Genomic DNA, 19,886 nt, shown 5'->3' with positions numbered 1-19,886 from the left:
AACTTTTACTTTCGGGGGATCGATATGCCCAACCCCACAGTGTGGAATGTCGTTTCGGATGCAGGAGTCGACGCAGGCAGCGATATCGTGCTCGCGGCCGATTTCCCGGTGACGGGGCGGAACGAGGGCGGATTCGCCGATCTGGCGCCCGGTCTGAAGCTGGACTGCGACCTGTGGCAGACCGTCGCCCCGGTCCGCGACCCCGAGACCGACGCCTTGGACGACAGCTACCTGGAGCCCTGGCTCTCCGAGGTGGCCGCATCCGGCCGCACGGTTCGCGCCGTGCTCGGCTACTGCGCGGGCTCCGTCTTCGCCGGCGTTCTCGCCGAGAAGATCGGCGCACGGCAGCAGACCACGCCGCGTGTGGTGTTGTTCGACCCCGAGCTTGTCGATGTGCCCACCGTCCACCTCCAGTTCGGCCGGGTCATCGGCAACATGACCACCGTTCTGACCCCGGAGGAGACGGCTGAGCTGTCTGCCGCCGCCGAGCGCCTCGCCGATCGGCCCGACACCACTCCGGCCTCCTTCGCCGCCGGCCTGTACACGACCTTCCGCCCGATCGGCACCGCGGCGCTGCGGCGGGCCGGACTCGACGAGGACTACGCCGGCGAACTCGTGCAGCTGGTCGGCTCGTTCATGTCCTATCTCGGCACCGCCGCCCACCTCGACCCGCGCCCCGGCTGGAGCGGGGCCACGGTCGTCACCTCCGCCAGTGCGACCAGCGGGCTGAACCGGATGCGCACCACACCCGGCGTCGCCCCCATCGAGGTCGCCGACGAGTGGCGCTTCGAGGCCGAGCACCGGGACCTCCTGCGCACCCCCGCCATCGCCGAAGCCGTCGGCAAGGTCCTGGCGAGCCGCCCGGGAGAGCACGCGTGAGCACCGAAGCCGCGGCCGGCCGCGTACCGGCGAGCCGCAAGGAGACCACCCTCTGGCTCCTCGACGAGCTGGTCCCGGGCAGCGGCGCCAACAACCTGTCGCTGGCCCTGCGCGTGCGCGGCCGCCTCGACGAAGCCGCCACCGCGGACGCCCTGGGACTCCTGACGGACCGCTTCGAGGTGCTGCGCACGGTCTACCACCGGCAGGGCGCCGAGCTGACCAGGTCCGTCGTGCCGTCCCTCACCGTCGGGCTGGAGGAGGCGGAGCACCACGGCAGCGCGGAGGAGGAACGAGCCGTGCTGACGGCCTTCGTGGCCCGCCCCTTCACACCGGACGGCAGCCCCCTGCTGCGCGCTCTGCTGCTGCACGGGCCGGACCACGACGTGCTGTGCCTGGCCGTGCACCATGCGGTGTCGGACGTGCAGTCGACGGCCATCCTGCGCGCCGAGTTCGCCACCTTCTACGAGGCGGTGCTGGACGGCCGCCGCCCCGTACCCGCCGTGGTGCCCGCCCTGCGCGAGCCCGCACCGTCCCCCGAGAGCCGCGGCTACTGGCAGGACCGCATGGCCGGCTTCCGCTCCTCCGGCCTGGAACTCCTCTGCGAGCAGCGCGACCAGCCCGTCACCACCCTCCGGGGCGACGAGGTCACCCACGTCCTGTCGGCCGAGGCGCACGCGGTCGTACGCCGCCTCCAGCGCGAGCTGCGGGCACCGGAGTCCGTCGTCCTGCTCACGGCCTACGCGGTCCTCCTTGCCGCGCACGGCGCCGGCCCCGACCTCACCATCGGCTCCCCCGTCAACACCCGCCCCCGCGAGGCGGTGGACGCGGTCGGCTACCACAGCAACCTCGTGGTCCTGCGCCTGCTCATGGACCGCAACGCCACCTTCCGGGACCTCACGGCCCTGACCCGGCGCACGTTCATGGAGGCGATGGCGCACAAGGACGTACCGGTCGACGACGTGCTGGACATGGTCGAACGCGACGGCTCCGGCTGGCGCAACGCGCTGTTCAAGCACGTCTTCAACTACGTCCCCTTCGCCGAGGACCAGCGCACCTTCACCCTCGCCGGAGCCGAGGCCGAGCTCCTCGTCGTCGAGAACGGATTCAGCCAGTTCGACCTGGAGTTCTTCGTCTCCGCCAACCAGGACGCCGCCACCGTGCGCGCCGTGTTCTACACCGGGGTCCTGGACCGGTCGGACGTCGAACTGATGGTCCGGCGCTACGACGCCCTGCTGGTCGCCCTGGGCACCGGGGCGGACACGCCGATCGCCTCCCTGGAGTACTGGTCCGCCCGCGACCACGAGATCATCGACGCCGCAAACGCCACGGCCCGCGCGATCGGACTGCCGTCGGTGCTCACCGGCTTCGCCCGCCGCGCCGCCGCCGACCCCGCGGCCGTGGCCGTACGGGAGGGCGACCGTACGGCCACCTACGGCGCCCTGTGGTCGGCGGCCGTCGACACGGCCGCCCGGCTGGCCGAGGCCGGCGTACGCCCCGGTGACGTCGTCGCCCTGCTCATGCCGCGCGGCGCCGCGCTGGCCGCCTCGGTGTTCGGCACCTGGCTCGCGGGCGCGGCCTACCTTCCCCTCGACCCGCAGCACCCCGCCGAGCGCCTGGCCTACCAGCTCGACGACACGCAGGCCCGCGTCGTCATCGTCGGCGCCGGCATCACCGCTCCCGAGGGCCGCACCGCCGTCCCCGCCGCCGACTGGGAGCAGGTGCCCCGGGTGCCGGTGGACGAGGCCGCAGTCAAGGCCGACCCCGACGGCCTCGCCTACGTGATCCACACCTCCGGTTCGACCGGCAGGCCCAAGGGCATCCCGATCCGGCACGGCAGCCTCGCCAACCACATCGTCGACTACGCCGACCGCTTCGGCGTCGCCGGCTCCCCGCGCCCCACCGGCTGGCTCAGCACGTACAGCTTCGACACCTCCTCGCTCGAACTGATGATGCCGCTGCTCCACGGCGGCCACACGGTGGTCCTCCCGGACGAGGCGCGCACGGACGGCACCCTGCTGGCCGCCGCCGTCACGACCCACGACATCGGCCTGCTCCAGGCGACCCCCACGACGTGGCGGATCGTTGCCCGCGAGGCCGCGGACGCGATGGCCGGACGCGTCCTGCTCACCGGCGGTGAACCCCTGCCCGCCGAACTGGCCACCCGGCTGCTCGACGCCGGCGCCGACCTCTGGAACGTCTACGGCCCCACCGAGAGCACCATCTGGGCGACCGCCGGCCGCGTGCCGGCCGGCCACGGCGGAAGGGTCGACGTGGGCGCGCCCGTCGCCAACACCCGCATCTTCATCGCCGACCCCCACGGCAGGCCCCTCCCGGTGGGCTTGCGCGGAGAGCTGTGCGTCGCCGGCGTCGGCGTCGCCTCCGGCTACCACGGGCGGCCCGACCTGACCGCGGAGCGCTTCGGCGAGAACGCCGAGTACGGGCGCTTCCACCGCTCGGGGGACGTGGCCCGCTGGCGGCCGGACGGCAGGATCGACCTGTTCGGCCGGATGGACCGGCAGGTCAAACTGCGCGGCAACCGGATCGAACCCGCCGAGATCGAGGCGGTGCTGCTCACCCACCCCGACGTCGAGGCCGCGGCGGTCGTGGTCGTCGGCGATCCCGGGGCGGACGGCTACCTGGCCGCCTTCGTCCGGGTCCCGGGCCGCCCCGGGGCCGTGGACGAACTCTGGGACCACGCCCGCGGGCAGCTTCCGCGCTCGGTCGTCCCGCACCGGTTCATCGCCGTGGACGCCTTCCCCCGCACCGGCAGCGACAAGGTCGACCACCTGGCCCTCGCCGAGCAGGCGGCCCGGCACTGCGGCCCGGCCGTCGCCGGCCCCGGCGCGGAACCCGCCGCAGGCGCGCAGGACGACGACCTGACGTCCACCGTCGTCGGCCTCTTCGCCGAACTGCTCGACCGCAGCGACCTCGACGCCGGAGCGCACTTCTTCGCCAACGGCGGGCACTCGCTGCTGGCCGTCGCCCTCGCCCAGCGGATCAAGGACATCACCGGTGTCAGGCTCGCGCTGACCGACGTGTTCGAAACCCCCACCCCCGCCGCTCTCGCCGACCGGCTGCGCCGGCTCGTCTGACGGAACCGAAAGAGACGCTCGCATGGAAATCCTCAAGCTGGCCGTCAGCGGCTGGTTCGCCCGCGCCCTCGCGGTCGCCGCCCGCCTGGAGATAGCCGACATCCTCGACGGCGGATCGATGACCTCGGCCGAGCTCGCCGAGCGCACCGGGACCCACCCCGACGTCCTCCACCGCCTCCTCCAGATGCTCACCGTGCCGGGCGTCCTGGAGCGCGACGGGGAGAGGTTCCGGCTGACCGAGGCGTACGCGCCCCTGCGCGCGGACCACCCCTTCACCCAGCGCCACTTCGCGATCCTTGCCGCCGAGCTGTACGACGACGCCTTCGCCGCCCTGATGCACACCGTGAAGACGGGCAAGTCCGGCTTCCAGGAGGTGTTCGGGGAATCCCTCTACGGCTACCTGGAGAACCACCCCGAGACGGCGGACCTGTTCGACAAGGGCATGGTCGACCTGGCGGCGCCGGTGGCCCAGTGCCTGCTCGGCCAACACGACTTCAGCACCGTCAAGACGGTCGTCGACGTGGGCGGTGGCAGCGGCGGCCTGCTCCCGGGCCTGCTCGCCGCCCACCCGGACCTGCGCGGCACCGTCGCAGACCGGGCCAGTGTGTGTGCCAGGGGCCGCACGGCCCTGGAACGGGTCGCGAAGGAGGACGTGCTCGACCGCATCGACTTCGCCCCGAGCGACTTCTTCGTCGAGCTGCCCGCCGGAGCCGACCGCTACCTGCTGAAGAACGTGCTGCACGACTGGACGTACGAGAACTGCGTCCGGATCCTGCGCACCGTCGCCACCGCCATGGAGGACAGCCCCGCCGGTGCCCGGCTGCTCGTCGTGGAGCCTCTGGTGGAGAACGACATCGACGGGTGGCGGGCGATGTTCCAGGCCGTGGCGTGCGACGAGGGCACCATCGGACTCGACGAGCCCGCCATGCGGCGCGCCCTGGAGGAGGCCGGCTTCACCGTGCGGTCGGTCGGGCAGCTTCCCACGCAGCACAAGGTGTTCGAAGCCGCCCTGGGCGCCTCCTGATGCTCACGCCGGTCTTCCTGTTCGCGGGGCAGGGCTCCCAGTACCACGGCATGGGCAAGTGGCTCTACGGGGCCGACGCCGTGTTCCGGGACACCCTCGACTCCCTGGACGCGACCGTCCGCGAGGTCCGCGGCGACTCGGTGGTGGAGGCGATCCACGGCCCCGGCCGCGGCCCCGAGCACCCGATGACGCGGTTCTCCGTCACCCAGCCGGCCATCTTCATGGTCGAGTACGCGCTGGCGCGCATGCTGCAGGCCCACGGGTTCGAACCCGGCGCGGTGCTCGGGGCCAGCCTCGGAGAAGTCGCCGCGGCGGCCGTCGCCGGCGCCGTGGACCCGCAGGCGTGCCTGCGCTCCCTGCTGCGGCAGGTGGACGTCTTCGAGGCCGAGTGCCCGCGAGGCGGGATGCTCGCGGTCCTGGCCGACCGGCAACTCGCCGACCGCGACCCGGCCCTCGCGGGGGCCCACGTCGCCGCCGTGAACTCCCCGGAGAACTTCGTCCTGGCCGGCACCGCCGAGGTCCTGGACCGGATCGAACGGCACCTCCACACCACCGGCACGCTCTGCCAGCGGCTGCCCGTCCTGTTCCCCTTCCACTCACCCCTGATCGACCCCGTGGAGGGCGTGTTCAAGGACCTCGTCGGCGACCTGGCCATGCATCCGGCCGAGGTCCCGCTGATCTCCGGCACCACCGGCGCCTCCGTGCGGATACCCGACCCCGCGCACCTGTGGCGGGTACTGCGCGAGCCCTTCGACCTGACCCGGGCGCTGGGACCCCTGCTCGAACGGGACGACCTGCTCTTCCTCGACCTCGGGCCCTCCGGGTCCATGGCGAACCTGGTGCGGGCGGCCCTGCCGGAGGGCAGCGGTTCCCGCGTCCTGCCGCTGATGTCCCCCTACGCCCGCGACGAGGTGCTGTACCGGGCTGTCCTCGACGCACGTTCCGGCCTCGCCGCCGTCCCCGCACGAATCGAGGTGAACCCCGTGAGCGCGCCCGCAGCGCCCACCGCACACCGGTCAGCCGCCGCCCCGACGCTCCACGTCCACGTCTTCCCCGGGCAGGGCGCCCAGGCCAAGGGCATGGGCCGGGAGGTGTTCGACCGCTTCCCCGACCTCGTCGCCCGCGCCGACGCCGTCCTCGGATACTCCCTCCGGGAGCTGTGCCTGGAGGATCCGGGCCGGAACCTGCGCGACACCCGCTACACCCAGCCCGCGCTGTACGCGGTCAACTCCCTGACCTGGCTGGCGGCCGTGGGCGAGGGCGGACGCCTGCCGGACTACGTCCTGGGGCACAGCCTGGGCGAGTTCTCCGCCCTGTTCGCCGCCGGGGTCTACGACTTCGAGACGGGCCTGCGCCTGGTCGCCGAGCGCGGCCGGCTCATGGGGCAGGTCACGGGCGGCACGATGGCCGCCGTCTCGTACGTCGACGCCGCCCTTGTGGAACGGGTACTGCACGAAGAGGGCCTCGGCGACGTCGACATCGCGAACCACAACGCGCCCACCCAGACCGTGATCGCCGGTCCCGCGGAGTCGGTCGGCCGGGCGCTGCCCGCGCTGAAGGCGGCCGGCGCGCGGTGCGCGCCGCTGAACGTCAGCGCACCCTTCCACAGCCGCTACATGGCCGACGCCGCCGAGGAGTTCGGACGGCTGCTCGACGCCACCGCCTTCGCCTCACCGAAGATCCCGGTCATCGCCAACGTGGACGCGCGGCCCTACGAGGCGGGGGAGGTGGCTGCCACCCTGCGGCGGCAGATCTCCTCGCCCGTGCGCTGGACCGACAGCATCCGGTTCCTCATGGGCCAGGGCGACTTCACGGTGCGCGAGCTCGGCCCGGGGCAGGTGCTGACGAAGCTGGTCGCCCGCATCCGCGAGGAGGCGACACCTCTGCCGGCCGCTCCGCGGGGGCGGGGGCCGGCTCCTGCCGACCCGGTTCGCACTCCGCCCGTCCGTACCGGGCCGGCAGCCTCCGTGCCCGCGCCGGCAGCATCCGTACGCCCCGCCGCGGCCGCCGCCGGGTTGCTGGGGTCGGAGGACTTCCGGCGGGACTACGGCGTCCGCCTCGCCTACGCCGCCGGCGGGATGCGGCAGGGGATCAGCTCCGTCGACCTGGTGGCCCGGATGGCCGGGGCCGGACTGCTCTCGTACTTCGGCGCCTCGGGGCTCGCGCCCCGGGACGTGGCCGCGGCGGTCGCCGAGATCCGCGCACGCGTCCCCGCCGGGGCGCCGTTCGGAGTCAACGTCACGCACGACCCCTTCGACCCCCGGGCCGAGTCCGAGCTGGTCGACGCCCTGATCCGGGACGACGTGCGGTTCGTGGAGGCCTCCACCCACGTCGAGGCCACTCCCGCCCTCGTCCGGCACCGGCTGACGGGCGCCCGGGTGCGTGCGGACGGCACCGTGCACGTGCCCCGGAAGATCCTGGCGAAGGTGACCCGGCCGGACGCCGCCCGCCTGTTCCTGGAACCGCCGCCCGCCGCGCTCGTGGGCCGGCTGGTGGCGGAGGGCCTGCTCACCGCCGAGGAGGCCGAGGCCGGTGCACGCGTCGCGCTGGCCGACGACGTCTGCGCGCTCGGTGACGCCGGGGACCACTCCGACATGGCGACCCTGTGGGCGCTGCTGCCCGCGCTGCGCGGACTGCGCGCGGAGCTCGGCGGCGCGGCCGAGGCCGTGCGCATCGGCGCCGGAGGCGGCATCGGAGCCCCCGAGTCGGCGGCGGCCGCCTTCGTCCTGGGCGCAGACTTCGTCCTCACCGGCTCCGTCAACGCGTGCACCGCCGAGAGCGGGACCAGCGCGGCGGCGAAGGACCTCCTGCAGGAGGCGGACGTCCACGACACCGCCTTCGCGCCCTACGGAGACCTCTTCGAACTCGGCGGCCGCGCACGGGTGCTGCGCAAGGGCGTGCTCTTCCACGCCCGCGCGGGAAGGCTCCACGACCTGTGGCGCAACCACGACGCGTGGGAGTCGGTACCCGCCGCCGTGCGCGCGAAGGTGGAGCACGACTACCTGGGCGCCTCCTTCGAGGAGGTCCTCGCCCGCGTCGGCGGCTCCGCCGACTCCGCCCTCGACCCCAAGCGGCGCATGGCGCTCGTCTTCCGGTGGTACTGCGCCCAGGCGGCCACATGGGCGATCGAGGGCACACCGGGCCGCGTGGCCGACTACCAGATCCCCTGCGGACCGGCCCTCGGCGCCTGCAACCGCTGGCTCGCGCCGACGCCGCTTCGCGCATGGCCGCATCGGCACGCCGACGAGCTCGCCGACCGCCTGATGGACGAGGCCGCGGAGATCGCAGGCGGCGGCCTGCGAAGCCGCAGCTCCTGATCCCCCGGGGCACGGCGGGGCCCCGGACAACCCCCACGATCGTCATTCCCAGCAAGAGCGAGGCACACCGCATGACCGAGACCCCGGCCAAGGAACCCGGCACCGGATCCGGCGACCTGGCGAGCGAGTTCGACCTGTCCGACCCGAAGTTCATCACCGACCCGGAGGCGGGAAAGCGCTGGCTCGGCGGCCCCCGGCCCGTCTGCCGCGGCAAGTTCGCCGACGGCAGTGACGTCTGGGTGGTCACCGGACACCACGATGTCAGGACGGTGCTCGGCGAGCCGACCCTGCGCAGCCGCCCGCCGGGCGACTCCCACCGCCAGAGCATGCTCAGCCGGGGCATCCCCGAGGACATCGTCGACATGTTCGACTCCACCCTGCTGACCATGGACGGTGCGGACCACATGAGGGTCCGCCGCCTCGTCACCCGCGCCCTGTCCGCACGGCGGATGCTGGCTCTGACCCCCGCCGTGGAACGCGTGGCGGAGCGGCTGCTCGACGGCCTCGCCGACAAGGCCGAGCCCGACCTGATCGCGGACTACGCGCACCCGCTGGCCATCATCGTCATCTGCGAACTCCTCGGCGTGGACGAGGAGTACCGCGAGCAGTGGCGGGAATGGAGCGAGACCCTCGCACAGGCCCTGCGCCCCAACCCGGAGCAGTTCGCCCCCGCCGTGCGGGGCATGGCCCGGGTGACCCGGGAACTGATCGCCGCCCGCCGGGCCGAGCCGCGGGACGACCTGATCTCCGAGCTGGTGCAGGTCCACGAGGAGGACAGCGACCGGCTGAGCGACGACGAGCTGACCGCCCTGGCGATGGTCCTCGTGCAGGCCGGCCACGAGACCGTCCGCAACCTCGTCGCCCTCGGGGTCTTCACCCTGCTCCGGCACCCCGACCAGCTGGAACTGCTGAAGAACGACCCGTCGCTCGGCAGCCGGGCCGTCGCCGAGCTCGTGCGCCACACCGCGCCGGTGAAACACACGTTCCGCCGCTTCGCCACCGAGCCTGTCGATATCGGCGGGGTGAAGGTCCAGCCCGGAGAGGCCATCCAGGTGGTACTGGCCGCCGCCAACCGGGACCCGGAGGTCTTCGAGGAGCCCGGCCGCCTCGACATCACCCGCGAGCACAACCCGCACCTGGGCTTCGGCCGCGGCGCGCACTACTGCCTGGGTGCAAGCCTCGCCCTGATCGAGGGCGAGGTCGCCCTGACCGCACTGTTCGGGCGGTTCCCCGACCTGGCGCTGGCCGTCGACCCGAGCGAGATCGATCCGCCCTACCTGATGTCGATGCAACGTCTCCCCGTCCGCCTGTCACCGGAGGTGTGATGCCCGACAACGTCCCCACGGTCCCGGGTCTGCCGATGACCCGGGGCCGGTGCCCCTTCGACCCCGCGCCCGAACTCGGGGCGCTCCGCGCGGACCACCCGGTCGCCCGCATGGAGTTCCCGGACGGGCACGTGGGCTGGCTGGTCACCGGCTACCCCCAGGTCCGCAGACTCCTCGCCGACCCCCGGATGAGCTCCCGGGCGGACGCGCTGCGCTCGCCCATCCCGCTGCCCATGGCCTCGGACCGGACCGAGCCGGCTCCGGGCATGTTCACGGCCATGGACCCGCCGGAGCACACCCGCTACCGGCGGGCGGTGGCCGGCTGGTTCTCGGCGCGCCGCACCCGCACCCTCGAACCCCGGCTGAGGGAGCTCGCCGACAGCCACCTGGACGCCATGGCCTCCGGCCGGGGCGGGGGCCCGGTCGACCTGGTGACGGGGTTCGCCGAGCCCATGGCCGCATCGGTCATCTGCGAGCTGCTGGGCGTGCCCCTGTCGGAGCGCCCGGCCTTCGCCCGCGCCATCGCGGCACTCTTCGCGGTGCACTCCAGCGCCGAGGAGGCCATCGCCGGCTGGCACGCCGTCACCGGCCTGCTGCACCGGCTGGTCGAGGCCAAACGCGCCGAGCCTGCGAACGACCTGATCGCCGCCCTCGTGGCCGAGGGCCGGCTCTCGGACGAAGAGATCGTCACGGTCGGCGCCGTGCTGCTGACCGCCGGCTACGACACCAGCGCGAACATGATCGCCCTGGGCACCTTCGCGCTGTTGGAGCACCCCGAGCAGGCGGCCGCGCTGGCCGCCGACACCTCTCTGGCCGAACGGGCGGTCGAGGAACTGCTGCGCTACCTCACGGTCGTCCACGCGGGCGGCATCCGAGCCGCGGCCGAGGACCTGGAGTTGGAGGGACACCGGATGGCGGCCGGGGACGCGGTCTCGCTCTCCTTCGCGGCCGCCAACCGCGATCCGGCGCTCTGCGCCCGGCCTGACGAACTGGACGTGACCCGCGAGCCCGTGCCGCACCTCGCCTTCGGGCACGGCATCCACCAGTGCGCGGGCCAGCAGCTCGCCCGGCTGGAACTGAGGATCGCGTTCGAGGCCCTGTTCGGGCGCTTCCCGGGGCTGCGCCTCGGCGTCCCCGCCGCCGAGGTCCGCACCCGCCCGGACATGGTGATCTACGGCGTCCACGAGCTACCGGTGACCTGGTGAACGGAGAGCACATGCTGTACCGAGAGATGTTCAAGTCCAAGATCCACCGGGCGACCGTGACCCAGGCGGACCTGCACTACGTCGGCTCCGTCACCATCGACGCCACCCTGATGGCCGCCGCGGACCTGCTGCCCGGTGAAAAGGTCGACATCGTCGACGTCGACAACGGCGCCCGCCTCAGCACGTACGTCATCGAGGGCGAGGCCGGCAGCGGGGTCATCGGCATCAACGGCGCCGCGGCCCACCTCGTCCACCCCGGCGACCTCGTCATCATCATCTCCTACGCCTCCATGAGCGAGGAGCACGCCCGCTCGTACCGGCCGAGCGTGGTGTTCGTCGACGCCGACAACCGGCCCGTCACGACCGGCACCGACCCCGCCGACGTACCCGACGGATACGGCCTGGTGCGCGGCGACACCGTCAGCGCCTGACCACCCACCTGCTCATCGGAGACCCACATGAGTGCCACCCCTGACGTCATGACCGCCTTCACCAGCGGTCTCGCCGACATCAACCTCGACGAGTCCGGCACCGCCCGCCGCGGCGCGAACGCCGCCGGCATGAAGTCCGCCAGCGCCACCATCTACGACATGGCCGCGACGCTCTCCGGCCACGGCGCCCTGTGGAACTGGGGCATGCACGACCCCGCACTGGTCGAGGAGATCCGCGCCCGCGTGCCCGGCTTCGGAGAGCCCTGGACCGACGGCTTCAGCGAGCAGCTGTACTTCCTCGCCCTGCGCGAACTCCCCATCGCACTCGACGACTACGCCGGCCGCCACGTACTGGAGGTCGGCTGCGGCATGGGCGAGGGCCTCAACTTCCTCTCCCGCATCGCCCCCGGCGCCCGCATGACCGGCCTCGACCTGTCACCGAAGGCCGTCGCCCGGGCCACCGCCACCCTGTCCCGCGGCGACGAGCTCGCCTTCGTGCACGGCGACGCGGAGGAGCTCCCCTTCGAGGACGCCTCCGTCGACGTGCTCGTCAACATCGAGAGCTCGCACACCTACCCCGACCTCGGTGCGTTCCTCGCCGAAGCCGCACGCGTGCTCCGGCCCGGCGGCTTCCTCAGCCACATCGACGTCTACACCCGGCAGCGCACGGAGACCATGCGGCGCACGGCGGAGGCGACCGAGGGCCTGGAATGGACGGCCGACCACGACATCTCGGACCGGGTCCGCGCAGCCGTACGCCGCCGGATGGCAGCAGGCAGCCACTTCCGGACCACCCTCGGCAAGCAGCGCATGAACCCGCTGGTGCGCCAGATCGCCGCGCACAGCCAGATCCTCATGTTCGGCGGCATGTTCGCGGGCTACCAGCCGCCCCCCGCCATCAAGGCGCTCAGCAAGCTGGGCATCGTGCCGTGGATGAGCGGACTGCCGATGGAGAGCTACCGCCACCGGATCGCCGTCCGCCGATGACACACCGCCCGGGCCGAAACCGAAAGGGGGACGCATGAGCCCACGGCTGTTCGCCGTCGCCGCCGACACCGAGGAGGTGCTCCGGCTCCTGCTGGGCGCCCACCTCGACAGGATCCGTGCCGGACGTGCCCTGCCCTCGCTCGCCCGGTACTGCCGCGAGGCGGCGGCGGGGACGGCCGGAGTCCACCGGATCGCCTTCGCCGTCGACTCGTACGACGAGCTTCGCACGCAGCTCGAAGCGGCCTGTGCCGGCGAGGTCGGGCGGGTCCCGTCCCACGTCACCGCCCGGCGGCCCGGACTGGTGTTCGTCTTCGCCGGACAGGGCGCCCAGTGGTACGGGATGGGACGCGAACTCCTCGCACAGGAACCCGTCTTCCGGGAGGCGCTGCTCCGGTGCGACCGGCTGATCGGCGAGTTCGCGGGCTTCTCCGCCGTCGAGCAGCTGAAGCTGCCGGCCGGGAAGGCCAGGCTGGACGAACTGGACGTCCTCCAGCCGACGATGGTCTCCCTCCAGATCGCCCTGACCGCGCTCTGGCGCAGCTGGGGGGTCACCCCCGACGCGGTCGTCGGGCACAGCATGGGGGAGATCGCCGCCGCCCACACCGCCGGCGGCCTGACCCTGCGCGACGCTCTGAAGGTCGCCTGCAGGCGCAGCGCGCTGCTGCGCCGCATCTCCGGCAAGGGGGCGCTGGCCACGACGGAACTCTCGCCGGCCGAGGCGCAGGCGGTGGCGGAGGCGAGCGGCGGCGGGATCAGCGTGGCGGGGGAGAACAGTCCCCGCTCCACCGTCCTGGCGGGCGACTCGGACTCGCTCGCGGCGCTCGTCGGCGAGTTGGAGGCCAAGGACGTCTACTGCCGGGTGATCAAGGGAACGGTCGCCTCGCACAGCCGCTACGTGGAGGAGCTGCGCGAGGATCTGCACGAAGCCCTGCGTACGGTGGTGCCGGCCCCCACGCGGCTGCCGATGTACTCGACCGTGACGGCCGAGCCGGTGCGGGACGCGGGCCTGGGAGCCGCGTACTGGATGCGCAACCTGCGGGAACCGGTGCGGTTCGCGGCAGCGGTCGAGCATCTGAGCGACGCGGGACACGAGGTGTTCCTGGAGGTGAGTGCTCATCCGGTGCTGCTGAGCCCGATGCGCCAGACTCTCGAACACGGGGAGCGGCAGGGGTGGCTGCTGCCCTCCGGCAGGCGGCGGGCGGAGCTCCGCTCCATGCTCACCTCGCTCGGGACCCTGTACGCCTGCGGGCGCGAGCCGAACTGGGCGGCGCTGTTCCGCGAGGAGGGGCCTGACGCCCTCACCCCGTACCAGGCCGCCGTACTGGAGGCGGCGCGCCGGCCCCGGCCGGTACCGGAGGCGGCGCGCCTGTAGGTTCCCGCGTAGCAGCCGGGGGAGCGGGCGGAGGCCGGCGCGCCCGACGCCGGCCTCCACCGCCCCGACCGGGTCGTGAAGGGCCGGCGTCCCGCCGTGCGGGCGGCGTCCCGGCCGGGGGGTGGCCGCCCGGTGTCAGGCGGTGGCGGCGGTGAGGCCGTACAGGCCCGCCTCCCGGCGCAGCACCCCCACGTCGACGAGGGCCCGGCGCAGTGACACGGTGTCGAGGACACCGCTCTCGCACCACGGCTCCAGACGGTCCGTCACGGTGCGCTCGTCGTACTCCTCCCCGGGGGTGAACGTGGCTTCCGCCACGTGCCGCAGCACGGTGTGCCGCGCCGCTTGGTCGGCCTCCTCGGGCAGGGCCACGAGGACCCGGTCCCGTACGAAGCCGCGCAGCCGGGCGTCGGGCTGAGCGGCCGCGGCCTCCTCCTCCCTGCGGTGGGCGGCGGCCCGCCCGGCCTCCTCCAGGGCCCCCTCGTTGACGACGAGCCGGCCGCGGCCCTCGGGCACGAGCAGCCCCGTCCGGGTCAGCTGACCGATGGCCTTGGCCGCCACGGGGGTGTCGAGCCCGGCGGCCGTGAGGATCTCGGACGAGGTGGCCGAGCCGAGCGCGACCGCGGAGAAGACGCGGCGCAGAGTCGGGTCGGCCATCGCCAGGGTGAATTCGTCAGGTGTCATCGCAGTGTTCCGCATCCCTGCCGGTGCGGGCCGGCACGGCGCCGGCAGCGGCGCCGTGCCCGGCCTGGACCTTGGGGTCAGCGCCCCTTCCGCTTGATCTTGATGCTGGCGAGGTCGGTGGAGACCGACTTCAGTTCGACGCACCCGGCGCCGAGCTTGGCGACGGCCGCCACGGCGAGCTCCTCGGCCTTCGACAGGACGAGCTGCTCGGTGTCCTCGTCGGTCGCGGGGATCAGCACGCGGAAGGTGAACCCGTGCAGCCCTCGCTCGTAGTTGACCGTGCCCTCCTCGGTGAACCGGGCGCTGAGCACGCCGTGGTCGTCGACCTGGGCGAGCAGCGCCGCGCGCTGCTCCTCGTCGAGGGGAGCGAACTTGCCCCGGGTGAGGACCTGGTAGGTCGTGCTTCTGCTCATGATGGACGGTCTCCCGTTGTGGTTCGCTGATGTGAGTGGGTGTCGCAGGAGGCGCTCACCGGGCCAGGTCCTCCCGCCGGACGCGGTGGTGCGGCAGGAGCAGGACGAGGGCGGTGACCGGGACGAGGCCACCGGCCGCCCAGTACAGCGTCTCGCTGTAGGTGGACACGAACGTCTTCGCGCGGATCTCGCCGAGCGCACCATTGATCGTATCCCGGGTGCCGTCGTCGGCGCCCTGCACCAGGGTGGAGCAGATGTCCGGAACCTTGGCCAGGTCGTCCTGGCCCAGCGCCTCGGTCGCGCAGTCCTGGAGGTCGGAGGCCTGCCGGGGCGAGACGGACTGCACGGTGGGGACGACGCGTTCGGCCTGCGGCCCGGCGTTGCCCGCGAGGGCCGCGAAGAAGAGGCTGCCGATGACCGCCACACCGAGCGCTGCACCGAGCTGGCCGGTGGCGTTGATGATGCCGGAGGCGGCGCCGGCCTCCTGCGGCTGGACCTCCCTGAGCACCAGCGCAGTCAGCGGGGGCATCAGCATGCCCATGCCGGAGCCGATCAGGAGCATGGACGGGATCGCGTGCCAGGAGGTGATGCCCGTGCCGAAGCGGTCCGCCGCCCAGGCGTAGGAGAGGATCCCCGCGAGCATCAGGACGGCACCGGCGAGCAGGCAGTAGCGGCCGTAGAGCGGTGAGAGCCTGCGGACGGCGAGGCCGCCGACGATCGGGACGCACAGGGAGAACGGGATCGCGGTCAGGCCCGTGTGCAGGGCCGACCAGCCCAGGCCGGCCTGGAGGTAGAGGGTCCAGCTCAGGAAGAAGCCCGCGGGGATGGCGCTGAAGAGGAGCTGCACGCCGATACCGGCGCCGAACGCGCGGACCTTGAACAGGGACAGCGTCACCAGGGGCGAGCCGTCCTTGCGGGTCTTGTGGCGCTCGTAGACCACGAACAGCACCAGGACGGGGGCGGCGGCGACGAGCGAGGCGATGCTCCACACCGGCCAGTCGAGCTCGCGGCCGAGGGTCAGCGGCACCATGAGCAGCAGCAGCCCGACGACGATGAGCAGCATGCCGACCATGTCCAGGCGCTTTGCGTGGGGGGAGCTCGACTCCCGCATCCACTTCGCGGCGCCGATCAGCGCCAGCACGCCCACCGGCAGGTTCACCACGAAGATGCTGCGCCAGCCGAGGTCCAGCGGGCTCCAGCTGATCAGGGCACCGCCGATGAGGGGCCCGGAGACGATGGCCAGGCCGACCATGCTCGCATAGAGGCTGACGACGCGGCCGATCTCCTGGGGGGCGAAGGAGACGTGGATGAGCGCGAGCACCTGGGGCACCATGATGGCGGCCGTGAGGCCCTGGAGCGCGCGGGCGACGACGAGTAAGTCGGTGCTCGGCGCGGCGGCGCACATCGCGGACGCGAGGACGAACCCGCCGACGCCGACCAGGAACATGCGCTTGCGGCCGAAGATGTCGCCGAGCCGGCCGCCGGTGATCAGCAGGACCGCGAAGCTCAGGGTGTAGCCGGCCGTCATCGCCTGGATGGCGAAGGTCGAGGCGCCGAGGTCGCGTTGGATGCTCGGGATGGCCACGGTGATGATGTTGGCGTCGAGCAGGTCCATGAAGGTGGCGACCAGCAGGACTGTCAGCGCGAGCCACCGCTTCGGGTCGGGCTCGGGCGTCTCGGGAGTGGCAGGTGGGCCGGCGGCCGCCGGCTTTTCTGCCTGCCCTGCCTTGTTCATGGGTTCTTCTCCGGTTTCTCGGTCGGGGGTTCGGCGGCGGGTGCCGCGGTGGGTCCGGCAGCGGGTGCGGCTTCGGTGCTGCGGGCGAGTGCAGTCCAGGACTTCATGAGGAGCTCCACGACGTCCACCACGGAGTCCGTGCCGCTGTCTGAGGGGAAGAGCACGCGCTGGATGGACAGCCCGTCGTCCAGCGCGTGCACGATCAGCGCCAGGAGCTCCACAGGCGCCGGTGTGGTCACCCCGCGCGCGGCGAAGCCCTGCTCCAGCGACTGGGCGATCGCGTCCCGCGAGCGGCGCTCGCGGTCCGCCAGCAGGGGGAGCAGCTCCGGGTCGCGCAGTCCGTAGAGCCAGAGTTCGGTGCGCAGGGCGAGCCAGCTGGCGAGGTTCTCGTCGCGACGGCGGTGCCAGGAGCGCAGGTGGTCCAGCATCTCCTCGAAGGTGGCCGCCTCGCGGCTCATCGCCTGGATCTCTTCGAGCTCGTGCTGGGTCCGCTGCTCCAGCAGGGCGAGGACGAGCTCGTGCTTGCCCTCGAAGTTGCCGTAGAAGGCGCCCCGGGTGTACCCGGCGGCCTCGACGATCTGCTCCACCGAGGTTCCGCTGACCCCCTGGCCGGCGAAGAGGGCGGCCGCCGACCGAAGGATCTGCTCGCGGGTGACCTGCCGGCTCTGCTGCCGGGTGAGTCGCTTCGTGATGGTGACCGCCTCCTTGACGCGCTTCCCAGATACAGGACTGTATCCCAATACGGTTCTGTATCTGAAATGCATTCACGGCGGACGGTGGACGGCGGTCGTGCCCCGGGGGCGCGCATGCGAAAGGGCTGCCACCGGTGCCCGAAGGCGCGGTGGCAGCCCGTGGCCGAGCGGCCGGGTCAGGTGGAGGCCGGCTCCGGGACCCGGAAGCGGTTGATGGCGTCCAGGTGTCGCTCCCGCAGTTCGTGGTCGCGTACGCCCAGTCCCTCCGCGGGCGCGAGCGCGAGGATTCCCACCTTGCCGTGGTGGAGGTTGCGGTGGACGTCGTGGAGGGCCTGGCCGGTCTCCTCCAGCGGGTAGACCTTCGACAGCGTGGGATGGATCCTGCCCCGGGAGACCAGCCGGTTCGACTCCCAGGACTCCCGGTAGTTCGCGAAGTGGGATCCGACGATCTTCTTGAGGGACATCCACAGGTAGCGGTTGTCGTACGCGTGGTGGTAGCCGGAGGTCGAGGCGCAGGTGACGATCGTGCCGCCCTTGCGGGTCACGAAGACGCTCGCGCCGAACGTCTCGCGGCCCGGGTGCTCGAAGACGATGTCCACGTCCTCGCCGCCGGTCAGCTCACGGATGCGGCTGCCGAAGCGCTTCCACTCCTTCGGGTCCTGGGTGTGCTCGTCCTTCCAGAACCTGTAGTCCTCGGCGGTCCGGTCGATGATCGCGGTCGCCCCCATCGCCCGGCAGATGTCGGCCTTCTGCGCGCTGGAGACCACGCAGACGGGGTTGGCGCCCCCGTTGAGCGCGAACTGTGTGGCGTACGAGCCCAGTCCGCCGCCCGCGCCCCAGATCAGGACGTTGTCGCCCTGCTTCATGCCCGCGCCGTTGGGGGAGACCAGCTGGCGGTACGCGGTGGAGGCGACCAGCCCGGGTGCGGCGGCTTCCTCCCAGCTGAGATGCCGCGGCTTGGGCATCAGCTGGGTGGACTTCACCAGGGCGATCTGCGCCAGGCCGCCGAAGTTCGTCTCGTAGCCCCAGATGCGCTGCTCGGGGTCGAGCATGGCGTCGTCGTGGCCGTCCGGCGCCTCCAGTTCCACCGAGAGGCAGTGGGCGACGACCTCGTCCCCGGGCCTCCAGGCGCGCACGCCCGGCCCCGTGCGGAGGACGACTCCGGCGAGGTCGGAGCCTATGACGTGGTACGGCAGGTCATGGCGCCTGGTGAGCTCACTGAGCCTGCCGTAGCGCTCCAGGAATCCGAAGGTCGGCAGCGGCTCGAAGAGGGCGGACCAGACGGTGTTGTAGTTGACGGAGGAGGCCATGACGGCCACCAGGGCCTCGCCCGGCCCGAGTTCGGGCACCGGCACCTCGTCCAGGTGCACCGACTTGCGCGGGTCCTTGTCACGGGTGGCGAGTCCGGCGAACAGGTCCGTCTCGTCCTTGTGCAGAGTGACGGCCCGGTACGCCTCGGGGAGGGCGAGCGAGGCGAAGTCCTCCGACCGGGCTTCCCCGCTCACGACGGCATCGACGATGTCCTGCATGTGCTGTCCTCGGTACGGGGCGGTCGGTGGAGGGGGAGGGCGGCGGCTCAGCGCACCAGGCGGTTCATCAGCCGGTCCAGTTCGGCTTCCGGGTCGGCCGTGAGGCCTCCGTGCACCGGTCCGGCCTGGACGACGGCGCTGCGCGGGGCGGTCAGCCAGCCGAACCGGGAGCGCAGCGTGCCGGCGCCGGCCTGGCCGGCCTTCGACTCGCCCGCGCAGATGGCGCGGATCGCTTCGAGGGCGTCGGTGACACCGGTCAAGTCGACCCCGGGGTCCAGGGCGCGCAGGCGTACGGGGTCGATGTGGATCCCGGCCGCGAGGAAGTCGGCCTGCTTGCAGTAGAGCAGTGCGCCCACGTTGACACGCTCGCCGCGGTCCACGCGGGGGACCGCCTGGAGCAGCGCGTAGTCGAAGCCGAGGGAGGGGGAGAGGTGATCGCTCATGCCGCCGACTCCGGCCACCAGTCACGTCCGCCGGCGAGGCGGGCCAGCAGGTATTCGCAATAGCGCGCACGCAGGGTTTGCGGGTCGGCGCCGTTCGTCGAGTGCATGGATTCCAGGAAGTCGTCGGGCACGAGTGCGAGGATCCGCTCCAGCGCCTGCGGCGTCACAAGGGCGGCCAGCTCGGCGTCGAGGCTTTCGAGGGTCGAGGGCTTGAGCGTGGACACCCGCTCGGACAGGACGTGCGAGCCCAGCCCGTAGTCCCGGGTGGCCCAGCCGTCCACCGCCGGCCACGAGTGCTGGAAGATCAGCGCCGCGCCGTGGTCGATCGCCCACAACTGCCGGTGCCAGATCAGCAGGTTGGGGTTGGACCAGGTGCGGTCCACGTTCGCCGTGAGGGCGTCCAGCCAGTAGATGCGGGCGGCCTCCTCGGCCGGCGCCCGCCAGGCGATGCCGTCGTAGCCGACCGAACCGGGCAGGAAGTCCATGGCCAGGTTGGGTCCCGTGCTGGCCTGGAGGAGCTGCTGCACCTCCTGGTCCGGCTCGCGGCGGGCCAGTTCGGCGTCCACGTGGAGGAGGACCAGTTCGGGAACCCGGATGCCGAGGTGGCGGCCGAGCTCGCCGACCACGATCTCGGCGACGAGAGCTGCGCTCCCCTGTCCCGCGCCCCGGAACTTGACGACATAAGTGCCGTCGTTGTCGGCCTCGACAATACCGGGAAGTGAGCCGCCCTCGCGAAGGGCCGTCAAAAATTGCGTTCCTTT

At 72.5% G+C, this 19,886-nt stretch carries 16 protein-coding genes; 9 read left to right on the top strand and 7 right to left on the bottom strand.

Features of this window, described 5'->3' with window-relative positions:
* Positions 1-87 precede the first annotated feature (87 nt).
* From C0216_RS31480 to C0216_RS31440, 9 genes are all read left to right on the top strand, one after another.
* Entirely contained in the window at positions 88-879 is a 792-nt protein-coding gene (locus C0216_RS31480) for a hypothetical protein (protein WP_114059185.1), read from the top strand.
* Positions 876-3,971, top strand: coding sequence for a non-ribosomal peptide synthetase (locus C0216_RS31475; protein ID WP_162793362.1), 3,096 nt, complete (start codon positions 876-878; stop codon positions 3,969-3,971). The genes C0216_RS31480 and C0216_RS31475 overlap by 4 nt, the downstream gene beginning before the upstream one ends.
* Positions 3,972-3,993: 22 nt before the next feature.
* Complete coding sequence (locus C0216_RS31470) at positions 3,994-4,995, top strand: methyltransferase (protein ID WP_114059183.1); 1,002 nt, start codon at positions 3,994-3,996, stop codon at positions 4,993-4,995.
* Positions 4,995-8,312 (top strand): ACP S-malonyltransferase, encoded by a 3,318-nt coding sequence (gene fabD, locus C0216_RS31465; RefSeq protein WP_114059182.1) that lies wholly within the window; start codon positions 4,995-4,997, stop codon positions 8,310-8,312. Before C0216_RS31470 ends, fabD begins: the two co-directional genes overlap by 1 nt.
* A 71-nt stretch (positions 8,313-8,383) precedes the next feature.
* A complete protein-coding gene (locus C0216_RS31460; protein WP_114059181.1) occupies positions 8,384-9,637 on the top strand; it encodes a cytochrome P450 family protein in 1,254 nt (417 codons plus the stop codon).
* Positions 9,637-10,842 (top strand): cytochrome P450, encoded by a 1,206-nt coding sequence (locus C0216_RS31455; protein ID WP_114059180.1) that lies wholly within the window; start codon positions 9,637-9,639, stop codon positions 10,840-10,842. The genes C0216_RS31460 and C0216_RS31455 overlap by 1 nt, the downstream gene beginning before the upstream one ends.
* Positions 10,843-10,853: 11 nt before the next feature.
* Positions 10,854-11,273, top strand: coding sequence for an aspartate 1-decarboxylase (panD, locus tag C0216_RS31450; RefSeq protein ID WP_114059179.1), 420 nt, complete (start codon positions 10,854-10,856; stop codon positions 11,271-11,273).
* A gap of 27 nt (positions 11,274-11,300) precedes the next feature.
* On the top strand, positions 11,301-12,260 hold the full coding sequence (locus C0216_RS31445) for a class I SAM-dependent methyltransferase (RefSeq protein ID WP_114059178.1): 960 nt from the start codon (positions 11,301-11,303) through the stop codon (positions 12,258-12,260).
* 34 nt (positions 12,261-12,294) lie between these two features.
* Complete coding sequence (locus tag C0216_RS31440) at positions 12,295-13,632, top strand: acyltransferase domain-containing protein (RefSeq protein WP_114059177.1); 1,338 nt, start codon at positions 12,295-12,297, stop codon at positions 13,630-13,632.
* Between the two features lie 135 nt (positions 13,633-13,767).
* On the opposite strand, the gene C0216_RS31435 is transcribed toward C0216_RS31440, so the two are convergent.
* From C0216_RS31435 to C0216_RS31405, 7 genes are all read right to left on the bottom strand, one after another.
* Positions 13,768-14,313 (bottom strand): DUF2087 domain-containing protein, encoded by a 546-nt coding sequence (locus tag C0216_RS31435; protein ID WP_162793361.1) that lies wholly within the window; start codon positions 14,311-14,313, stop codon positions 13,768-13,770.
* A 77-nt stretch (positions 14,314-14,390) separates the two neighbouring features.
* Positions 14,391-14,726 (bottom strand): DUF6204 family protein, encoded by a 336-nt coding sequence (locus tag C0216_RS31430; protein WP_114059175.1) that lies wholly within the window; start codon positions 14,724-14,726, stop codon positions 14,391-14,393.
* A gap of 55 nt (positions 14,727-14,781) precedes the next feature.
* Positions 14,782-16,461: a factumycin efflux MFS transporter FacT gene (gene facT, locus C0216_RS31425; RefSeq protein ID WP_114059174.1), complete on the bottom strand. Its 1,680-nt coding sequence runs from the start codon at positions 16,459-16,461 to the stop codon at positions 14,782-14,784.
* On the bottom strand, positions 16,458-17,201 hold the full coding sequence (locus tag C0216_RS31420) for a TetR/AcrR family transcriptional regulator (RefSeq protein WP_246043048.1): 744 nt from the start codon (positions 17,199-17,201) through the stop codon (positions 16,458-16,460). Before C0216_RS31420 ends, facT begins: the two co-directional genes overlap by 4 nt.
* A gap of 128 nt (positions 17,202-17,329) precedes the next feature.
* Entirely contained in the window at positions 17,330-18,682 is a 1,353-nt protein-coding gene (gene ccrA, locus C0216_RS31415) for a crotonyl-CoA carboxylase/reductase (protein ID WP_114059172.1), read from the bottom strand.
* A gap of 47 nt (positions 18,683-18,729) precedes the next feature.
* On the bottom strand, positions 18,730-19,125 hold the full coding sequence (locus C0216_RS31410; protein WP_114059476.1) for a DUF3037 domain-containing protein: 396 nt from the start codon (positions 19,123-19,125) through the stop codon (positions 18,730-18,732).
* Positions 19,122-19,871 carry a HipA family kinase gene (locus C0216_RS31405; RefSeq protein ID WP_342777158.1) on the bottom strand — a complete coding sequence of 250 codons (750 nt, stop codon included), beginning with the start codon at positions 19,869-19,871 and terminating at the stop codon, positions 19,122-19,124. The genes C0216_RS31410 and C0216_RS31405 overlap by 4 nt, the downstream gene beginning before the upstream one ends.
* Positions 19,872-19,886 lie beyond the last annotated feature (15 nt).

It is taken from the genome of Streptomyces globosus (assembly GCF_003325375.1).
Classification (GTDB): domain Bacteria; phylum Actinomycetota; class Actinomycetes; order Streptomycetales; family Streptomycetaceae; genus Streptomyces; species Streptomyces globosus_A.
This window is presented reverse-complemented; position numbering and strand designations above follow the sequence as displayed.

Excerpts from the sequence above, each read along its gene's own strand:
- C0216_RS31470 (WP_114059183.1), top strand. The coding sequence starts at position 3,994 with ATGGAAATCCTCAAGCTGGCCGTCAGCGGCTGGTTCGCCCGCGCCCTC.
- fabD (WP_114059182.1), top strand. The coding sequence starts at position 4,995 with ATGCTCACGCCGGTCTTCCTGTTCGCGGGGCAGGGCTCCCAGTACCAC.
- C0216_RS31460 (WP_114059181.1), top strand. The coding sequence starts at position 8,384 with ATGACCGAGACCCCGGCCAAGGAACCCGGCACCGGATCCGGCGACCTG.
- C0216_RS31455 (WP_114059180.1), top strand. The coding sequence starts at position 9,637 with ATGCCCGACAACGTCCCCACGGTCCCGGGTCTGCCGATGACCCGGGGC.
- panD (WP_114059179.1), top strand. The coding sequence starts at position 10,854 with ATGCTGTACCGAGAGATGTTCAAGTCCAAGATCCACCGGGCGACCGTG.
- C0216_RS31445 (WP_114059178.1), top strand. The coding sequence starts at position 11,301 with ATGAGTGCCACCCCTGACGTCATGACCGCCTTCACCAGCGGTCTCGCC.
- C0216_RS31440 (WP_114059177.1), top strand. The coding sequence starts at position 12,295 with ATGAGCCCACGGCTGTTCGCCGTCGCCGCCGACACCGAGGAGGTGCTC.
- C0216_RS31435 (WP_162793361.1), bottom strand. The coding sequence starts at position 14,313 with ATGACACCTGACGAATTCACCCTGGCGATGGCCGACCCGACTCTGCGC.
- C0216_RS31430 (WP_114059175.1), bottom strand. The coding sequence starts at position 14,726 with ATGAGCAGAAGCACGACCTACCAGGTCCTCACCCGGGGCAAGTTCGCT.
- facT (WP_114059174.1), bottom strand. The coding sequence starts at position 16,461 with ATGAACAAGGCAGGGCAGGCAGAAAAGCCGGCGGCCGCCGGCCCACCT.
- ccrA (WP_114059172.1), bottom strand. The coding sequence starts at position 18,682 with ATGCAGGACATCGTCGATGCCGTCGTGAGCGGGGAAGCCCGGTCGGAG.
- C0216_RS31410 (WP_114059476.1), bottom strand. The coding sequence starts at position 19,125 with ATGAGCGATCACCTCTCCCCCTCCCTCGGCTTCGACTACGCGCTGCTC.